The 18,948-nt window shown below is 35.2% G+C and carries 14 protein-coding genes and 1 pseudogene; 6 read left to right on the forward strand and 9 right to left on the reverse strand.

Features of this window, described 5'->3' with window-relative positions:
* Positions 1-15: 15 nt before the first annotated feature.
* The 7 genes and pseudogenes from MHI00_RS11290 to MHI00_RS11320 all read right to left on the reverse strand — a co-directional run bounded on the left by MHI00_RS11290 (position 16) and on the right by MHI00_RS11320 (position 11,065).
* The gene (locus MHI00_RS11290; protein WP_341115149.1) at positions 16-1,413 is read right to left on the reverse strand and encodes a deoxyguanosinetriphosphate triphosphohydrolase; all 1,398 of its coding nucleotides are present in this window, start codon (positions 1,411-1,413) and stop codon (positions 16-18) included.
* A gap of 298 nt (positions 1,414-1,711) precedes the next feature.
* Complete coding sequence (locus MHI00_RS11295; protein ID WP_341113717.1) at positions 1,712-3,364, reverse strand: glycerol-3-phosphate dehydrogenase/oxidase; 1,653 nt, start codon at positions 3,362-3,364, stop codon at positions 1,712-1,714.
* A 42-nt stretch (positions 3,365-3,406) separates the two neighbouring features.
* Positions 3,407-4,903: a glycerol kinase GlpK gene (gene glpK / locus MHI00_RS11300; protein ID WP_010050233.1), complete on the reverse strand. Its 1,497-nt coding sequence runs from the start codon at positions 4,901-4,903 to the stop codon at positions 3,407-3,409.
* 16 nt (positions 4,904-4,919) lie between these two features.
* Positions 4,920-5,702 carry an MIP/aquaporin family protein gene (locus MHI00_RS11305; protein WP_015075885.1) on the reverse strand — a complete coding sequence of 261 codons (783 nt, stop codon included), beginning with the start codon at positions 5,700-5,702 and terminating at the stop codon, positions 4,920-4,922.
* A 465-nt stretch (positions 5,703-6,167) separates the two neighbouring features.
* Positions 6,168-7,628, reverse strand: a pseudogene (nagE, locus tag MHI00_RS11310) (N-acetylglucosamine-specific PTS transporter subunit IIBC); the annotation flags it as partial.
* Positions 7,629-8,008: 380 nt separating this feature from the next.
* Positions 8,009-10,432 (reverse strand): LysM peptidoglycan-binding domain-containing protein, encoded by a 2,424-nt coding sequence (locus tag MHI00_RS11315; RefSeq protein WP_187958676.1) that lies wholly within the window; start codon positions 10,430-10,432, stop codon positions 8,009-8,011.
* Between the two features lie 372 nt (positions 10,433-10,804).
* Positions 10,805-11,065 (reverse strand): hypothetical protein, encoded by a 261-nt coding sequence (locus MHI00_RS11320; RefSeq protein WP_010050227.1) that lies wholly within the window; start codon positions 11,063-11,065, stop codon positions 10,805-10,807.
* 252 nt (positions 11,066-11,317) lie between these two features.
* Here MHI00_RS11320 and MHI00_RS11325 point away from each other — a divergent pair, with 252 nt between their 5' ends.
* The 4 genes from MHI00_RS11325 (at position 11,318) to MHI00_RS11340 (ending at position 14,042) form a co-directional block, all read left to right on the forward strand.
* Entirely contained in the window at positions 11,318-11,635 is a 318-nt protein-coding gene (locus tag MHI00_RS11325; RefSeq protein WP_015075881.1) for a PadR family transcriptional regulator, read from the forward strand.
* A 4-nt stretch (positions 11,636-11,639) separates the two neighbouring features.
* A complete protein-coding gene (locus MHI00_RS11330) occupies positions 11,640-12,284 on the forward strand; it encodes a DUF1700 domain-containing protein (RefSeq protein WP_341113723.1) in 645 nt (214 codons plus the stop codon).
* The gene (locus tag MHI00_RS11335; protein ID WP_341113724.1) at positions 12,274-13,233 is read left to right on the forward strand and encodes a DUF4097 family beta strand repeat-containing protein; all 960 of its coding nucleotides are present in this window, start codon (positions 12,274-12,276) and stop codon (positions 13,231-13,233) included. The genes MHI00_RS11330 and MHI00_RS11335 overlap by 11 nt, the downstream gene beginning before the upstream one ends.
* A 140-nt stretch (positions 13,234-13,373) precedes the next feature.
* On the forward strand, positions 13,374-14,042 hold the full coding sequence (locus tag MHI00_RS11340) for a phosphatase PAP2 family protein (protein WP_010050217.1): 669 nt from the start codon (positions 13,374-13,376) through the stop codon (positions 14,040-14,042).
* A gap of 57 nt (positions 14,043-14,099) precedes the next feature.
* Here the strand turns inward: MHI00_RS11340 and MHI00_RS11345 are convergent, their stop codons facing one another.
* Positions 14,100-15,314, reverse strand: coding sequence for an MFS transporter (locus MHI00_RS11345; RefSeq protein WP_010050165.1), 1,215 nt, complete (start codon positions 15,312-15,314; stop codon positions 14,100-14,102).
* Positions 15,315-15,473: 159 nt separating this feature from the next.
* Between MHI00_RS11345 and MHI00_RS11350 the strand changes: the two genes are divergently transcribed.
* The gene (locus MHI00_RS11350; RefSeq protein WP_035064208.1) at positions 15,474-16,430 is read left to right on the forward strand and encodes a TIGR01212 family radical SAM protein; all 957 of its coding nucleotides are present in this window, start codon (positions 15,474-15,476) and stop codon (positions 16,428-16,430) included.
* Between the two features lie 252 nt (positions 16,431-16,682).
* Positions 16,683-17,246: a class I SAM-dependent methyltransferase gene (locus tag MHI00_RS11355; RefSeq protein ID WP_010050168.1), complete on the forward strand. Its 564-nt coding sequence runs from the start codon at positions 16,683-16,685 to the stop codon at positions 17,244-17,246.
* Positions 17,247-17,289: 43 nt separating this feature from the next.
* Here MHI00_RS11355 and MHI00_RS11360 read toward each other — a convergent pair whose 3' ends face one another.
* Positions 17,290-18,774 (reverse strand): MDR family MFS transporter, encoded by a 1,485-nt coding sequence (locus MHI00_RS11360; RefSeq protein WP_010050171.1) that lies wholly within the window; start codon positions 18,772-18,774, stop codon positions 17,290-17,292.
* Between the last annotated feature and the right edge of the window lie 174 nt (positions 18,775-18,948).

The raw sequence follows: 18,948 nt of genomic DNA on the forward strand, positions 1-18,948 counted from the left end.
TCTCAGCTTGTTTTTTTAAATTAAACCATGTAATTTTTGATATAAATCTTTTGCATAACTATCGGTCATGCCACAAATAAAATCGGTAATTAACAATAAGCGTAAATACAGCTTCATTTCATCTGTTTGACCTTCTGCATTTTTATGGTAGCAACCAATATAGTTATCTGATATTAAAGACATAAGCCGTTTACTCTTCTGTGTCGCTCGATCCGATAATTCACTATCATAATAAATTGCTGCAGGAATAAACATATCTAATAAAGAGCCAATAATTTCACTTCCAGCCAATTCGGTTTCTACAACGCCTTTATCGACATAAAGATACTTTCTTGAAAGTCCTTGTAAAGTCGTTACCAATTGATCTGCTTCAGAAGCATCTAGTAACGATTCATTAAACGTGCCAGCCATAATCGCTTCATAATTTTCATAAAAAACTTCCAGCGAACGATTAATTAACTGCCCTCTTAAACTTGAAGCAATCCATTGTTGACCAGTAAAGCTATCATCGTGATTCTTATAACGCTCACTGCGCTTAATCAACTCTTGATGAACAGTTGCAGTCACGCGATTTGGATTTTCAACAGCTTCAAACTCATTTAAAATTTGGGCAATTGAAACAATATCCTTTTTGATTCCATCTTCTAAATCAGCATTCAAATAGGCAATGTCATCGGCAACTTCTAGTAAATAAGTTAACGGATGGCGACGATTCAGCGCCCCAGTTGATTCTGTTATCTCATCAAATAATTGCTGGTCTGAGTGGAAATAGCCCATTTTCTTACTGCGAATTTGTTTTTTATTAATTTCGGTTGAAGAAACAGGATACTTCATAATACTATTTAGTGTTGCATAGGTTAAATTCATCCCATACTCATCGAATTGATAATGTAATTTTGAAATCACTCTCAAGACTTGAGCATTCCCTTCAAAATTGAAAAAGTCTTGTAGCATACTTTTATCTAAGACCTCAGCAAGTGTTCTATCTCCATAAACAAGTACATGACTATTCTCTTGAAACCACTCACGAATTGATTCTTCACCAAAATGCCCAAAAGGTGGATTTCCCATATCATGTAATAAGCCGGCACAAGCTAAAACTTCTGGGATTTTTTCTGCGTGCTCTTTTGTAAAGGCATCATCTAATTGATTCTCTAGTAAATGATAGGCAACCATTCCACCCATTGATTTTGCAATTGTTGATACTTCTAAAGAATGTGTTAAACGCGTGCGAATAAAATCACTTTTTTCCAATGGAAAGACTTGAGCTTTATCTTGTAAACGACGAAAAGAAGCACTCATCACAATTCGCTGATAATCATTTTCAAAAGCACTTCGAACGTCTCTTGATTTCGCATAGTTCACTGTCGTTTTACGACGACGTTCATCATTTAATAATTGGTCCCAATTCATTCTCACTAGCTATCCCTCATTTCAATTTACTCACTAAAAGTATACCACAGTTCCAATCATTTTTAATCCGAACACCCGCTTTTTTTATTGCAAAAACCGGAGATAAAAAATAGACACTAGGTGACTAGATAACGCCAAGCTATACATATGTATAGCAAAAACCCCCATATCTAGCCGGATATGGGGGTTTGGTGAGTCTCTTGAATTTTTTGTCTATCTATATATGGTCCATCATCTACTTTTAATTTTTTCAAGTCCCACAATTGTTTTTAATCAAAAACAATGCGTCTAAAGTACTTTAATTAAAAGTTATACTAGCTGTAAGTTGTTGCTCAACTTCATCTAAATACTCTGCTCTCACTGCCTCATCCCAGTCATAATATTCAGCCATCTCGTCTACAATTAACTCTTTCACAGCTTTTGCATGTTCACTATCAAACAGTAATTGGCTGCTACGGCGCAATAAGTAGTCAATTGGTTTAATCACCATCTCATGTTCCAGCCCGTAATGTAGCATTAAATAGTCAACTGGTTCTAACTCACTCCCTTGACTAGCTTTTAAATAACTATATACCTCATCAACATTAGAGCCATAACGATGAACAAGTGCTTCTGCTGTTAATGAATCTAGCCCTAAATGAGTACCTACTTCAACTTTTTCAGCAACAAATTGATCAAAAAGATCTCCACCACCAACATCGCCACCTGATAGAATTAAATTTTTAGTCGCTGATTTTCGATAAGCCCGTCCCTCTTCAATCGATAATTCAAGCATTACTTGATCGACCACTTTTTCAGACATCTTACGATAACCAGTTAATTTACCACCTGCAATAGTAAACAGTCCACTTTCCGAATGAAAAATCTCATCTTTTCGAGAAATTTCGGAAGGATCCTTGCCTTCCTCATGAATCAATGGTCTAACTCCTGACCAACTAGATTCCACATCTGCAACTTGAATTGGCGTAATATCGAACATTTGATTTGCCGCAGCAAGAATATACTCAACATCTGCTAAAGTTACCCCAGGTTCTTTGGGATCCCCTTTGTAATTCGTATCCGTTGTCCCAATATATGTTTTTCCTTCTCTAGGAATGGCAAACATCATGCGTTTATCATCAAAAGGTGTATCAAAATAAATCGCATTACTAATCGGGAACTTGCTTTCATCAATAACTAAATGAACTCCCTTTGTTAAATGCATCGTCTTTCCTTTTTTAGAATCGTCTAACTCGCGTAAATCATCCACCCACGGACCTGAGGCATTAATAATTTTTTTCGCATAAATCTGACCCGTCTCCCCAGTCAATTCATCATGAAAATAAACGCCTTTAACTCTACCATCTACATCATAAATAAAACGTTCGACTTTAACATAATTGGCAATATATGCCCCTTTCTCAGCAGCTTTTTTTAGAACTTCGATTGTTAAACGTGCATCATCTGTTCGATATTCAACATATACGCCGGCACCCTTTAAACCATTTTTCTTTAGATAAGGTTCTTTTTCAACAGCTCGTTCTGGTTTCAGCATATAACGACGTTCATTCTTTTTAACCTTTGCTAAATGATCGTACATTTCTAACCCAATAGCGGTCGTAAAGGATCCAAAAGTCCCCCCTTTATAAAATGGGAGTACCATCCATAAAGGTGTAGTAACATGCGGGGCATTTTCATAAACAATAGCCCGTTCTTGCCCAACTTCTTGCACAACTTTAATTTCAAATTGTTTTAGATATCGCAAACCGCCATGGACTAATTTTGTTGAACGACTAGACGTTCCAGAAGCAAAATCTCGCATCTCTAAAACACCTACTTGTAAGCCTCTATCTTGTGCATCTAACGTAATTCCTGCTCCCGTAATCCCACCGCCAATAACCAAAAGATCAAGCGGTGCTTTTTGCATTTTTTCAATATTATCCTGCCTAGTTTGTTTAGAAAATTTCATCATCACACACTTCCTTTTTCTACTATTTGACTCGCAACTTATTCCTTAATTTTTAAAACTTCTTGTTGCAGTTACAGCTTTTTCCCAACCGTGGTATAACACATCACGTTCTGCATCTTCCATCTTAGGTTCATAACTCTTATCTAATAACCAATTTGCCTTAATATCTTCAATACTTTCCCAAAAACCAGTAGCTAAGCCCGCTAAATATGCTGCACCTAAAGCTGTTGTTTCACTAACTTTTGGTCGTTTAATCTCAATATTTAAAATATCACTTTGAAATTGCATTAAGAAATTATTTTTAGCTGCTCCACCATCGACACGCATTTCTGTAATTGGAATACCAGAATCTTTAATCATGGTCTCCATCACATCTTTGGACTGATAGGCAATCGACTCTAGCGTAGCCCGAATGAAGACATCTTTTGAGGTACCTCTCGTTAATCCAAAAATCGCTCCTCGGGCATCTGTATCCCAATGCGGCGCACCTAACCCAACAAAAGCTGGCACCATGTAAACACCATCCGAATTTCCGGCTCGCAAGGCATACTCTTCAGTTTCACCAGCATCCGTAAACATTTTCAAGCCATCTCGCAACCATTGAACAGCCGAACCTGCAACGAACACACTGCCCTCTAACGCATAATTAACTTTACCATCTAAACCGTAAGCAATCGTCGTAATTAAACCATTCTCTGAGTTAACAGCTTTCTCACCAGTATTCATTAAAATGAAACAACCTGTTCCATAGGTATTTTTAATCATTCCTTCTTCAAAACAATTTTGACCAAATAAAGCTGCTTGCTGATCTCCAGCAACACCAGCAATTGGAACCCGCTGTCCAAACATATGGTATTCAACCGTTTCTCCATAAACTTCTGAAGAAGAGCGTACTTCTGGTAACATTTTTTTAGGAATCGTTAAAATATCTAATAATTCATCATCCCATTTCAACTCATGAATATTAAACATCATCGTTCTAGAAGCGTTTGTATAATCTGTGACATGGACTTTATTTCCCGTTAATTTCCAAATCAACCAAGTATCAATTGTTCCAAATAATAAATCTCCTTTTTCAGCACGAGCTCTGGCGCCTTCAACATTGTCTAAAATCCATCTAACTTTTGTTCCTGAAAAATAAGCATCTACCCTCAAACCCGTTTTGCTTTTAACTAATTCTTCATAACCATCCGCTATAATTTGGTTGGCAATATCACTAGTTTGACGAGATTGCCAGACTAAAGCATGATAAACTGGCAATCCTGTATTCTTATCCCATACAACCGTCGTTTCACGTTGATTTGTAATCCCAATTGAATGAATTTCAGTAGGCTTTGTATCCGACTCAATTAAAACACCTGCAATAACAGCCAATGTCGTTACCCAAATTTCATTGGCATCATGTTCAACCCAGCCAGGCTCTGGAAAATATTGTGTAAACTCACGCTGTGATGTATGCACAATTTCTCCTTTTTTATTAAATAAAATCGCTCTCGTACTCGTTGTCCCTTGATCAATTGCTAAAACATATTTTTTCTCCATATATCTATACCCCCATTTAATTCTTTTCTTTTGTTCCAATTACTAAACTAGCTAATACAATTATAAAAATAATTAAACCAATAATAGAAGACTCAAAATAAACCACCTTATAGAAAAATCCTCCTGCCAAGGCACCAATAATCGGTCCGACAACTGGAATCCAAGCATAACTCCAATCTGAATCGCCTTTACCGGCAATTGGTAAAATAGCATGAGCAATACGTGGCATTAGATCGCGAGCTGGATTTATTGCATAACCTGTTGGTCCACCTAAAGCTAAACCAATACCTAAGATCAGTAATCCAACAATAATCGGATTTAAGCCCACTGCAAATTCATTTGCTCCGATTGATAATAGACCGAAAACTAAAATAAATGTACCAATAGCTTCTGTCATCAAATTTGCAAATGGACTTCTAATTGCTGGACCAGTTGCGAAAACACCTAATTTAGCGCCTTTATCTTCAGTTACTTTCCAATGTTTCACATAAACTAAATAAACAATTATAGCTCCTAAAAAAGCACCAATTAACTGCCCTGCAATGTATTGAGGAACCTCCGCCCAAGGAAATGCCCCGATTGCCGCAAATGCTAGTGTGACAGCTGGATTTAAATGCGCAGCACTACCTCCTGCTACAACATAAACACCTAGTGTCACACCTAAAGCCCAGGAAATCGTAATTCCCACCCAGCCCATATTATAGGCTTTTGACTTAATTAATAAATTTCCTGCAACAACACCACTTCCAAAAACAATCAAGACCATCGTTCCAATTAACTCAGCATAAAAACTTTCCATTTAAAACATCTCCTTAAGTTTGTTTTATTTATAGAAAACGATTTCAATTACTGATACTGTTATCGTACCATTAATTATTGAAAAGATAAAATAATAGTGAAAAATAAGAGCCGATTAAAAAATTTCTTAAAAAAAGATTGTGAAAAATACATAGAGTTATAAAAAGACGATTAAAAATCTATTCCATTTAAATTCCTCCTTCACTTCTACAACAAAACTATACAATGAAAACGCTATCTAACCAACGGACAATTTCACAAGATTGTCCGGTAGTTGTTTCATTCACATAACCAACCTAATTGAATACTCTTCTTTCATGCTTGCACATACAGATTTAAGCATTTGATTAACACTTTTTCCTATGTCTGACAATAAACTTAATTAGTTAACTCACAATAGCTTTTTTCAAAAAAAGAACAAAAAAACTCTGAGATTATACAACCTCAGAGTTTCTACAACTATCTATTTTTTAATTTTATTAATCTCGTCTGCAACAAATTGAACTTCAGTCCCGACGATGACTTGAATATCATTTTTACCAACGACATTAATGCCTGGTACACCAGTTGCTTTTATTGCTTTTTGATCAACTTTATCCATATCTTTGACCTGAATACGCAAGCGTGTTGTACAATTATCAACCGCTGTTACATTTTCATCTCCGCCTAAACCAGCATAAATTTTAGTTGCCATTGGTGTAAATTTATTTCCACCTTCTGGAACATCAACTGTTTTTTCAGTCGGCATATCTTCATCTTCTTCGCCTTCACCCTCTTCACGACCTGGAGTCATTAAATTGAATTTAGCAATTAAGAATTTAAATAGGAAGTAATATAAAGCTGCAAAGACTAAACCTTGTAAAATTAACATATAAGGTTGGTTTGCTAATGGTAATCTAAAACTTAAAACGAAATCGACAAGTCCTGCACTAAATCCAAAACCAGCAGTCCAATGGAAGAATGCTGCTACAGCTAATGAAAGTCCTGTTAATACAGCATGTACAAAGTATAATGCTGGAGCTACAAACATAAATGAGAATTCTAAAGGCTCAGTTACACCAGTAAAGAATGATGCGAAGCCTGCAGCAATCATTAATGAAGCTACTACTTTTTTCTTTTCTGGACGTGCAGCTTGATACATCGCAAATGCACCTGCTGGTAAACCAAACATCATTACTGGGAAGAAACCAGCTTGATACATACCAGTGATACCTTTAGTACCTGTTCCAGCCCAGAAGTTCCCAATATCATTAATTCCAGCGACATCAAACCAGAAAACAGAATTTAACGCATGATGTAAACCTGTAGGGATTAATAAACGGTTGAAGAAACCATATAAACCAGCTCCGACCCAGCCTAATTTACTAATAGCTGTACCAAATGAAACGAGCGCAGTAAAGATAACTGGCCATACAAAGAAGAGAATAGCAGAAGCAATAATCATTGCTACTGCAGACATAATTGGCACGAGCCGTTTTCCACTAAAGAAGGCCAAAGCCTGTGGCAGCTGAACATGACTAAAACGATTGTACATTTCAGCAGCAATTAAACCAGATAATATTCCAATAAATTGATTTCCAATTTTAGCAAATGCTGGGTTAACAGCCTCTGGTTTGATTCCTTGTAACATTGCAACAGAATCTGTTGATAGTAAAGTTGTGACAACTAGAAAGGCAACTAAACCACTCAGTGCTGCAGAACCATCTTTGTCTTTTGACATTCCTAAAGCAATACCAACAGCAAATAAAACGGCCATGTTGTCAATAATTGAAGAACCTGCTTTAATTAAGAAAGCAGCCATTGCACTATCTCCACCCCATCCAGATGGATCAATCCAATACCCTATCCCCATCAATACTGCTGCTGCTGGTAAAACAGCTACAGGAAGCATCAATGAACGACCAATACGTTGAAAATATTTCATCATTTTCTTTTTCCTCCTAAAACTTTTTTGTTAGAACCTCTTGCCTAAAAAATAAGTGCATTGCATAAAACCGAATGAAAAAAAATTAGGCAAGGAAAATTACATAGACTCATAGCCTACATAGTTTTCCTTGCCTAATTGAATAGTCACAAGAAATCGGTTTCAACTGATTTAACATAGCTTATAATATCAAATAACAAAGTAGCTGTCAAGAATAAAAACAGCATTTTTTAATTTTTTCTAAAGAGGGTTGATTAAATAGCAGTATTTAGCCTTTTAAACGAGTTTTTTTAAATTAAAAAAAGAGCTAAATCTCATTAATTTTCCAATTATTAATAACAAAGAATCTGCATTAAACTCAATGCAGATTCTTTACTTTTTGATTATTTATTTATAATTAAAGTTTGACCTACTAAAATCACATCTGACTTAAGATTATTCCACGCTTTTAAATTGGCTACAGTTGTACCATTTTTATTTGCGATTACCCATAATGAATCGCCACTAATAACTTTATACGTTTTATTTGACGTTGGGTTTGTATTTGTGTTTGTATTGGTTGTTGAACCACCAGCTTTAAGCACTAGTTTTTGACCAACAAAAATCACATCTGAACTTAATTTGTTCCATGATTTTAAATTCGCTACTGAAACATTATTTTTATTTGCAATCATCCATAATGAGTCGCCCGATTTAACTGTATAAGTTGATCCAGCTGTAGTTCCACCAGTATTTCCAGTAGTTGATCCTGTTCCTGGATTTGGTGCTGGTGTTGCTGTTCCACCTTTTATTGTTAATTTTTGACCAATATGAATTGTATCTGATGACAGGTTATTCCAAGCCTTCAAATTCGCTACTGAAACATTATTTTTGTTGGCAATCGCCCACAATGAATCACCTGATTTAACTGTATAGGTTGAACCAGTTGTTGTTCCTCCACCATTTCCATTATTTGAACCTGTTCCTGGATTTGGTGCTGGCGTCGTAGTTCCACCTTTAATTGTTAATTTTTGTCCAACAAGAATCGTATCTGATGATAGATTATTCCACGCTTTTAAGTTGGCTACAGAAACACCGTTACTGTTTGCAATCGACCATAATGAGTCACCAGATTTAACTGTATAAGTCGAACCAGTTGTAGTTCCTCCGCCGTTTCCATTATTTGAACCAGTTCCTGGATTTGGTGCTGGCGCCGTTGTTCCACCTTTAATAGTCAATGTTTGACCAATATGAATCGTGTCTGATGATAGATTGTTCCATGCTTTTAAGTTAGCCACAGAAACACCATGTTTATTAGCAATTGCCCATAATGAATCGCCTGATTTAACTGTATAGGTTGAACCAGTTGAGGTTCCTCCGCCGTTTCCATTATTTGAACCATTTCCAGTCCCTGGATTTGGTGCTGGAGTTGTTGTTCCACCTTTAACCGTTAATTTTTGTCCAACTAAAATAATGTCAGATTTCAAATTATTCCAAGATTTCAAGTTTGCTACAGAAACACCATGTTTATTAGCAATGCTCCATAATGAATCACCAGCTTTAACTGTATAAGTTGAACTTGTTCCAGGGTTTGGAGTTGGATCCGGTGTTGGTGTTGGGTCTGGTTTAGGCGTTGGTGTTGTTGTTCCGCCTTTTACAATCAGTTTTTGTCCAACAAAAATCATATCTGATTTTAAATTATTCCAAGATTTCAAGTTAGCTACAGAAACACCATGTTTACTTGCAATTCCCCATAATGAATCGCCTGATTTAACTGTATAAGTTGTTTCAGTTCCTGTTGAACCACCATTTCCGTTTCCAGTTTCTCCACCTGGATTTGGATCAGGTGTTACATTACCGCCACCACCAGTATCGTATTGCGTTAAATTATTCGCAGCAATAACACTGTTTAATTTAGATGCATATGATGTATCGGTTGCGTAACGTCCTTGTAGATAAGCTGTAGCATCACGATATGAGCTCGTATTGCTCTTCCAAGCACCAGAGTAATAGTTGTGGTTCCAACTAGGGCCATTACGAAGAACTGATGCATAATCTTCTAATGATTGGTGATAAGAAGGGTATTTTCTAAAATAATCTATAATTTCATAATAATTGCCGTGTCCATCATCTTCTAAGGTTTTCATTGCTACAGATTGACCATTATAATTGCCTTTGATACCAAATAAATTAAAGTTAGGGCTTGATGCTAATGCACTGTTTCCCCAGCCACTTTCTAATATCGCTTGAGCAATCATCACTGATGCATACAAATCATTTGAATTAGCAATGGTTTGTGCTGAACTTGCTATTTGATTAATAAAAGCTTGTGGAGCCATACTACGAGACATCAACATTTGTTCTGCTACTGCATAGTTAGCAACTGGCGCTTGAACTTCAGAAATATCTTGTTCTTTGACTTCTTCTTTGGAAAGTGGTTCTTCAGTCTCAATCACAGGTACAGTTTCTTCTTTAGCTGGTTCTTCCGCTTCAGGAGCAACTTCACTAGAATCCACTGACTCACTTTCACTTGAAGCTGCTTCGCTACTGTCAGCAACACTGCTGTCAACTGTAGATGCAGGTTCAATTGCTTCTTTAGTTCCTTCAATAGGCGTTTCATTATTTTCTTCGATTTTCTTTTGGCTTGAATTTGCCAATTCATTTGCACTAGCTACTGCAGAAAAGGTAGGTAAACTTAATGAACCTACAATTAAAGTTGTGCTAACAAAGGCTAAACCTTTCTTTACAACAACATTACTTTCTTTAAACTGCTCTAATCTTTGTGTTGCTTTTTTTGCGGTAATACGTTCTTTTCTAGTCTTTTCCAAAGTAAACCCTCCTGTTTAAAGCTAATTTTCATCACTGGACTTCTTAAAAGTCTAGCCAATACTTCTAAATGACTAAGTACGACAATTAAATTCACACTAAGTTACACTTCATTATAGCGTTATTTAAATTTTTTTTAAAGAAATAACGGACATTTTCGAAATTCTTAATAATCGTCACATTTTCGTAACAAAATAATCTAGTTGAATTTTTGCTTATAATTTCACAAATATAGCGCCTTTTTGCCTTTACCTAGTACTTTCCCATAAAAAAACAACTATAAAATGAGCTCCTATTTATAGTAGAAGTTACATTTTATAGCTGTTTTTTTTAGCGCTTTAAGTATGTTTGATTACTGAGTTATGACAAAATTTTTAAGCAAAAGCAGGATTGGGTTCAACTAGCCAATCAGACTCAATTAAGTTAGATAATTTTTTATTAAATGGAATCCAAATTCCAGCTTGCCAAATATCTTTAATTGATTTCCAAAAGATTGGATCTCTTTTTTGTTTTTTAGTTATTTTAAGTTCTAGTATTTGACCCTCTTCAGTTTCTATTGTAATTTTAGGAAAATCAACATTTTTAATTTGGCCGCAACCATATTCATTTTTTAAGATACTATCATCAATTAGCATAGGACGCCACGCTCCCTCTTTCTTTAATCTATTTACACTTTACCAGACATTTCTTAAAATAAAGTAAAGAAAGTGTGACTTTTCTTAGATTATTTGATATCGCTTTCTAAAGTCCAATCCTTCTATCCGCAGTAAGACTGACTACACATCAGACTTTAGTCTTGTTTTTTACTTACTACCTTGTAATAGATAATAGTAGCGAGTATATTTAATGTATCGCAAAACAAACTTACTATGTAAGCAGGTGAAAAATTGAATACCCAATTTAAAAAAGGTGTCTTAGAACTGTGTGTGTTAGTTATTTTAGAAAAAAAAGATTGTTACGGATATGAGTTGATTGAAACTATTTCAAAACACATTGAAATATCTGAAGGAACGATCTACCCCTTGTTAAGAAAATTAACAAAAGAAGGACTTTGCACAACTTACTTACAAGAATCCAACGAAGGGCCTAGCCGTAAATATTACCAGGTTACAGAAGATGGAGTCGCTTATTTAGGAAAGCAATTGATTGAATGGAAAGAGTTTATAAAAAGTGTTGATACAATTATTGAAATAGGAGATGAATGAGACAATGAATAAAGAACATTTTATGATTGAATTAAAATTGAGTTTGCGTGATTTAGATGAAAGTGAACGTCAAGATGTGATGCGCGACTATCTAGAACATTTTGAAAATGGATTGGTAGAAGGAAAGACCGAAGAGCAAATTGCGAAAGAACTGGGAAGTCCTTCCCAAATCGCGAAAGAAATTTTAACAACTTTAGGTGTCAAACCTCAAGTAAAAGGACCAGAATACAGTCAAGGAGATTGGGTTTCATTTGAAAATGAGAAAAATCCCTATCAAGAACCAAGTTACCAACCTAGACGTCATAATCCAAATAGTCCTTTAATGACCGTTTTTAAATTTATCGGCTTAGGATTTTTCAATTTAGTCTTTGTTTTAGGACCTGCAGTTGCACTTTTAGGTTGTTTATTTGCCGGATGGATTACTAGTATCGCTTTTACTTTAACGCCACTGGGCGGTATTTTTATGATTGTAACAGCCTTCTCAACAGCTAGCCTCTTCCAATTTTTCTTTACGATTTTATTATGCGGCGTTGGTTTGCTCCTACTTACCCTTCTCTATCCAATTACTATACTAATTTTCAAATTAGTAAAACGTTATGTATTATGGAATGTTAGAACAATTTTTGGAGGACCTTACTATGAAAACTAAACTTATTAAACGAATGGTAATTTTAAGTCTGAGCATGTTAGCAATCGGAGCTGTTGGATCAATCGTTACCTATCCAATGGCTCATAAAAAAGTCACTTTGGATCTCAACAAAACAGTCGATGCTTCTTCAGTTAAGCAAGTTTCTGTTAAAGGGACTTCAATGGATATCACTTTAGCTGATTCTCCTGATAATAAAATTCATGTTTCTGTCAATGGAGAAACGCAATCTGCGGATAAATTTGACATTAAAACAAAACAAAATGGAGATACATTAGAAGTTACATTTGATGAACCTAAATTAATAGAAATGAATTTTGTGCTATTTTTTAATTATAATAACCGCTCTGCTACTGTTTCTTTACCAAAATCAGTTAAGCAAGCAACTGTTAAAACAAATTTTGGGGAGATTTATACAAATAATTTTGTCGGTGAAAGTCTTGAGCTTAAAACAGATGCTGGAGATATTAATTTATCTGGCTTGAAATTAACTGATTTAAATGCTAAAACAAATGCGGGAAGTATTTCCCTTTCTCAATCTGCCATTACGAATACTGATCTAAAAGCCAGTGCTGGTGCCCTTTATGTAAACAGTTTAGTAAGTTCAAAAACGAAACTGAATACTAGCGCTGGAAACATTGATTTAAATCAGGTAACTGGTGATCTTGTGGCAACAAGTAACGCGGGTGAAATAGATTTAACAAATAAAACAATTAATCAAAATATTGACTTACAAACGAACTTCGGAAGTATCGATGTGCAAAGCGAGTCAAAACCAACTAATCTAACAGTAATAGCTGCCACTGATCTAGGGGAAATGGATATTTTTGATCAAAATAATCGTGAACAAACTTTTGGAGCTGGCAAGTATAAAATGAATTTAAAAACTAACGCTGGAGATATAGAAGTTAATCATAGCGCTTATGAAAATGATGATGAGGATTTTGATTAAGAACTTAAGCTAATTTTAAAAGACATAAAAATGAATTTAAGCTACAATTATAATAAGAAGAAACAAAACTAACCTTTCCTTTTAAAAGAAAGGTTAGTTTTTATTTCATCTTCACTATCTATGAAAGTTTGAGGTATTTTATGAATCACTATCAAAAAAAATGGGTATTTGCTAGTTTACTAGCTCTTTTGGGTTTTGGCTTTGTCGCTAGTAGTGTAATGTTGAAGGCTACTTGGGTTCTAACTTTTGATCAAAATCTAACCACTCTAATTCGAGACCCTATCACAACTGGAAAATCTAATTTTTATCTTCCAATTACTCAATTCGGGAGTGTAAAATTAATTATTTTTATGGGCTTTATTTTTTGTCTGTTTTTAATTTTCCGAAAGAAAGATTGGGGAAATGCGTGTTGGTTTGTTGTTAATTTAGCTATAGGAGCAGGTTTACTAAATCTAACGATGAAAAATATTTTCAGACGCCCACGTCCAATTATTGAACATCTGGTCAATGAAAATACATTTAGTTTTCCTAGTGGTCATGCAATGGGTTCTATGGTTTTTTATTTTAGCGTGGCCTTTATTCTTTGCCAATTCATTCGCTCAAATAAGTTACAAATCATCGTCTGTCTTATTGCTAGTTTTATGATTGTTTCTATTGGGATGAGTCGTATTTATGCTGGCGTTCACTTTCCTAGTGATATTCTAGGTGGCTATCTACTTGCTTTTTCATGGATGGCTTTGGCTCTTGCTTACTATGAAAAATGGAGTCAATGGTTTCAATCAAAAGCACTTCAACTACTGGCTAAATAAAAAAAGCTTTAGAATTGGTGAACATACCAATTCTAAAGCTTTTTTGTATTAACTAGTTTAGATATCCATCATTTTTTGTGTTTTTTGTTGGAGGAATAAAGATACGATAGCTAAACCTAACAAAATAAAAATAGCGATGAATAAACTTGTAATGCCACCTAAATTGGCAACCACTACTGCTCCAAATATCGGAGCAATCATACGTGCTGCTGTTGCAGTTCCGTTAACCAAACCTTGATACAAACCCGCTTGCCCAACTGGAGCTAATTTATAAGCAATTGTCGGAATTGCTGGCCAAGCAAACATTTCTCCTAGCGTTAATAAAATCATCCCTAGTAAAAATCCACCATAAGACTCTGCTTGCATCGCGAATAAAAACGAACAGAAGAATAAGCCAATTCCAATATAAATTTGAAGACTTAATTTCTCTTTAAATCTTGCTACTAAAGGAATAATCAGAACTTGTCCAATTAAAATTAACGTTCCATTAATACTCCATAAGTTTCCATATTGAGCTGTTGTAACCCCTTTTTGACTAGTCATGTACGTTGAAAGGTTTGACTGCCATTGCACATGAGGCAACTGACAAAATAGATACGTTAAGAGTAATAACCCAAATGAAATTAAACCAATTTTAGTTGCTTTCCCTCTAACTGTTCCTTTTTGTTTATGTTTTGTCTCGCTGGTTACCTTATTTGAGTGCCAATCTATTTTACGGAAATAAACAAAAAAGAATAAAGCATAAATAAGTGCAAAAGCAAACGATCCAGTGTAAACATTACCCAATCCATCTTTTGCCAAAAAACCAGCTAAAAATGGGCCAACAGCTACTCCGATATTTTGGGCAACATAGATCGTATTAAATCCAGTCCGTCCACCACTAGGATGAGTCAGACCTGCTGCTGTGTATAAACCTGCAAAAACCATTCCCATTGCTACACTAACAGCCCAAATATTATAAATAAAAGCTGGATGCCCATGAAATAAAAATAAAGAACCCGTTGTTAAAACTAAAATACCCGTACCAATTGCTAACGAAACATAACCAGAGACTCTGTCAAAAATAATTCCACCGATTACACTTCCAATAATACCGATTCCAGAATTAACCAACAAAGCCGTTCCTGCAGCTGTATCGGACATCCCTAAATTTTCTGTCATATAAAGCATATTAAAAGGCCAAATAAAAGACAAACCTGTATATAATAAAACCATTCCAATTGCGACAATCCATAGATCACGAGGCAATCTTTCCTTTTTATTCATTTGCATCATGTCCCTTCTACATTAAATAAAATTAACCAACCCTAACAGTTTACACTATTGTTTGGGTTATGCAAAATAGATTTTTAGCATTCCATCCTTTTTCACCTTATTTTTTCATCAAAATTTATCTTTTCGTGGTAAACTATTCTATGAGGTGAAAATAAAATGAACCAATTTAAATTTACAAACGATCCAAATAAACGTTACCATACTTGGAATTATGCTTTACGGGAACAATTTGGCGAAAAAGTTTTCAAAGTTCCTTTAGATGGTGGTTTTGACTGTCCAAATCGAGACGGTACTGTTGCTCACGGTGGCTGTACATTTTGTAGCGTTTCGGGTTCTGGTGATTTTGCTGGAGACCGAATCGATCCCTTGCCCATTCAATTTCAAAAAGAAGTTCAAATGATGCATAACAAATGGCCCAATGTCACAAAATACATTGCTTACTTCCAAAACTTTACAAATACACATGCACCAGTTGCCGAGTTACGGCACAAATTTGAACAAGTAGTCAATGAAAAAGGCGTTGTTGGAATTCAAATTGCCACTAGACCTGACTGTCTACCAGACGATGTTGTAGATTACTTAGCTGAATTAAATCAACGTTACTATCTTTGGGTTGAGTTGGGGCTACAAACGATTCATGAAAAAACTAGTCAACTTATTAATCGAGCTCATGACTATCAAACGTATTTAGATGGAGTTGAAAAATTAAGGAAACACAACATTAATGTTTGTACCCACCTAATTAATGGTTTACCCGGCGAAACGACTGAAATGATGCTAGAGAGTAATAAGCGTATGATTTTAGACTCTGATATCCAAGGCGTTAAACTGCATTTATTGCACCTAATGCGTAACACAAAAATGGTTCGTGATTATCATGAAGGTCGACTGGAATTTATGGATATGGAAACCTATGTCAATCTAATTTGTGACCAAGTTGAACAAATTCCACCTGAAATTATCATTCATCGATTGACTGGGGACGCCCCACGAGATACAATTATCGGCCCACTTTGGAGTTTAAAGAAATGGGAAGTATTAAATGCAATTGATCGAGAACTAAAACAACGAAATACATTCCAAGGATCAAAAAATATTCGTTTACATGGCTAGTTCTTTTGAACCAGTCCTTCGGAAAAAAGATAAATTCCTTAAAAAGTAAAGAGCGACTTTTCTTGGAATTCCCTATTTTTCCGCCAGGCCTATTCGGTTCAACAAACTTTTTATTTAGGCCAGTTCTTTTGAACCAGTCCTTCGGAAAAAAGATAAATTCCTTAAAAAGTAAAGAGCAACTTTTCTTGGAATTTCCTATTTTTCTGCCAGGCCTATGCGGTTCAACAAACTTTTTATTTAGGAGGTCATCACATGTTGGAACGTGCTATGCACTATAGTCATACACTTTTAAAACAAGCCATTACTAATGGTGATTCTGTTATTGATGCTACAGTTGGTAATGGTGGGGATACTGTTTTTTTAGCTTCTTTAGTAGGTCCTTTTGGTAAAGTTTTCGGATTTGATATTCAAAAAGAGGCCATCGAAACGACTCAGCAAAAACTGTTATTAACTGGTTTAACTGAACAAGTTGAATTATTTCAACAAGGTCATGAAACAATTGACTCTGTTTTGCCTAAAAACAGTCAAATAGCTGCTGCTATTTTCAATTTAGGGTATTTACCTACAAGTGATAAATCAATCATTACACAAGCTGATACGACCCTTTTAGCAATCGAACACATTTTACCACGATTAAGAAAAACAGGCTTAGTTGTTATAGTCGTTTATTATGGTCATGATGGTGGGCTAGCAGAAAAAGATGCGGTTTTAAATTACTGCCAAACACTTCCACAAGAAGAATTCAATGTCTTACAATATGGTTTTATTAATCAACGCAACCAGCCCCCTTTTTTACTTGCTATCGAAAAGAAATAAAAAGAACCACACTAGCTAAAAATGCTAGTTGTGGTTCTTTTTTTTAAACACTAATTTTTGGCGCATTCTTTTTATCAAACTGATTGATTACAAAAGCTAAAACAACCACAACTAATGCTAAAATAAAGACACTGTGCAACCCATCATACAAAATTTCACGTAATGGTTGAACAATTTTAGGATCTAAATCAACAGCCGTCAGTGGATTAATTAACTTATTCATCATTTTTTCGTTAACCCCATCTACTGTCTGAGCAGCAATATGTTTTGCAATCGAACTATTTAAAACAATTCCATAAACAGAAACCATCACTGTTTGTCCCAAAATTCTAAACAGTGTATTTGAAGACGTTGCAACGCCGATTTGATCTTGTGGAACAACACTTTGAGCTGTTACAGTCGTCGTTGTAATCGTGATTCCCATTCCAATACCAATAATCGCTGTTACCAATAAGAAAAAGGCAAATGGTGTTGTCATTGGAGCTAAAACCATCATCAGACCACTAATTCCAACAATCACCAAACTACTAGATAAAATCGACTTAACTGGATGTTTTAAAATGACTCGACCAGCTATAAATGAACCAATAATCCAAGTTAAAGACATTGGCGTTATTGCAAATCCACCCATTGCTGCCTTCATTCCCAATAGACCTTGCATCCACATCGGAATGTACACATCAATCCCAATTAAAAATCCACTGACTAAAGCAGCGACAATATTCTGAATCACAAAAGTTCGATTATTAAACAAACTCAACGGAATAATCGGGTCAATTGCTCGTTTTTCAGCAAAAATAAACAAGGCAAACATTCCAACCGCTAACGCAAAAACACCAGCCATTGATGCTGAAAATTCTCCCGTATCACCAACAATTTGGAAACCATAAAGTAAAAATAATAAAGCTGCCATTAAAGAAAAACAGCCTAAAAAGTCAATTGGTTTTTTCTCAAAACTAAAATCTTCATGTAAAAATAAAGCAATTAAAATAATGGTGATAATTCCAACTGGAACATTAATGTAAAAGATCCAATGCCAACTTAATTGATCAACAATGAAACCACCCAATAAAGGTCCAAAAATCCCAGCAATTCCCCATGCAGCTCCGTTCATTCCCATTACTTTAGCACGCTTTTCATAGGGATAAATATCCGCAATAATTGTAAATGATACAGGCATAATCGCTCCTGCGCCAATACCTTGAATAGCTCTAAATAGAATTAATTGATCCATTGTTTGAGCTAATCCACATAATGATGAACCGATAACAAAAATAATTGCTCCTATAATAAAGATCGGTTTACGCCCAATCATATCAGATAATTTACCATATACTGGCGTCATCATTGCGTTCGTTAATAAATAAATTGAAAATACCCAATTCATGATGGCCATACCTTCTAAACTACCAACAATTGTTGGCATTGCTGTTGATACAATCGTTCCTTCCACAGCTGTCATAAATGTTCCTACAAAAATCGCAATTGTAACTAGTAGGACATTTGTTTGTTTTTTCTTTGTCTCCATTTCAAACCCTCTTTCTATTTAGTAACAGTTGAATCTAGTCTAAGTAATTTTCAAAAGCTGTTTAATTATACAGCTAATTTGAGGTTTCTGATGTTTTAGCTCGTTTAGTCTACTTAGTTAAAAATCTATTTTAAAAACGATCTTTATCAGGAATTCGCCTGATAAAGACCGCCT

It is taken from the genome of Carnobacterium sp. FSL E2-0243 (assembly GCF_038003605.1).
Lineage (GTDB): Bacteria > Bacillota > Bacilli > Lactobacillales > Carnobacteriaceae > Carnobacterium > Carnobacterium maltaromaticum.

What these genes read in the sequence shown, in the direction of transcription:
- MHI00_RS11290 (WP_341115149.1), bottom strand. Translation starts at nt 1,413, where the DNA reads ATGAATTGGGACCAATTATTAAATGATGAACGTCGTCGTAAAACGACA.
- MHI00_RS11295 (WP_341113717.1), bottom strand. Translation starts at nt 3,364, where the DNA reads ATGATGAAATTTTCTAAACAAACTAGGCAGGATAATATTGAAAAAATG.
- glpK (WP_010050233.1), bottom strand. Translation starts at nt 4,903, where the DNA reads ATGGAGAAAAAATATGTTTTAGCAATTGATCAAGGGACAACGAGTACG.
- MHI00_RS11305 (WP_015075885.1), bottom strand. Translation starts at nt 5,702, where the DNA reads ATGGAAAGTTTTTATGCTGAGTTAATTGGAACGATGGTCTTGATTGTT.
- MHI00_RS11320 (WP_010050227.1), bottom strand. Translation starts at nt 11,065, where the DNA reads ATGCTAATTGATGATAGTATCTTAAAAAATGAATATGGTTGCGGCCAA.
- MHI00_RS11330 (WP_341113723.1), top strand. Translation starts at nt 11,640, where the DNA reads ATGAATAAAGAACATTTTATGATTGAATTAAAATTGAGTTTGCGTGAT.
- MHI00_RS11335 (WP_341113724.1), top strand. Translation starts at nt 12,274, where the DNA reads ATGAAAACTAAACTTATTAAACGAATGGTAATTTTAAGTCTGAGCATG.
- MHI00_RS11340 (WP_010050217.1), top strand. Translation starts at nt 13,374, where the DNA reads ATGAATCACTATCAAAAAAAATGGGTATTTGCTAGTTTACTAGCTCTT.
- MHI00_RS11345 (WP_010050165.1), bottom strand. Translation starts at nt 15,314, where the DNA reads ATGCAAATGAATAAAAAGGAAAGATTGCCTCGTGATCTATGGATTGTC.
- MHI00_RS11350 (WP_035064208.1), top strand. Translation starts at nt 15,474, where the DNA reads ATGAACCAATTTAAATTTACAAACGATCCAAATAAACGTTACCATACT.
- MHI00_RS11355 (WP_010050168.1), top strand. Translation starts at nt 16,683, where the DNA reads ATGTTGGAACGTGCTATGCACTATAGTCATACACTTTTAAAACAAGCC.
- MHI00_RS11360 (WP_010050171.1), bottom strand. Translation starts at nt 18,774, where the DNA reads ATGGAGACAAAGAAAAAACAAACAAATGTCCTACTAGTTACAATTGCG.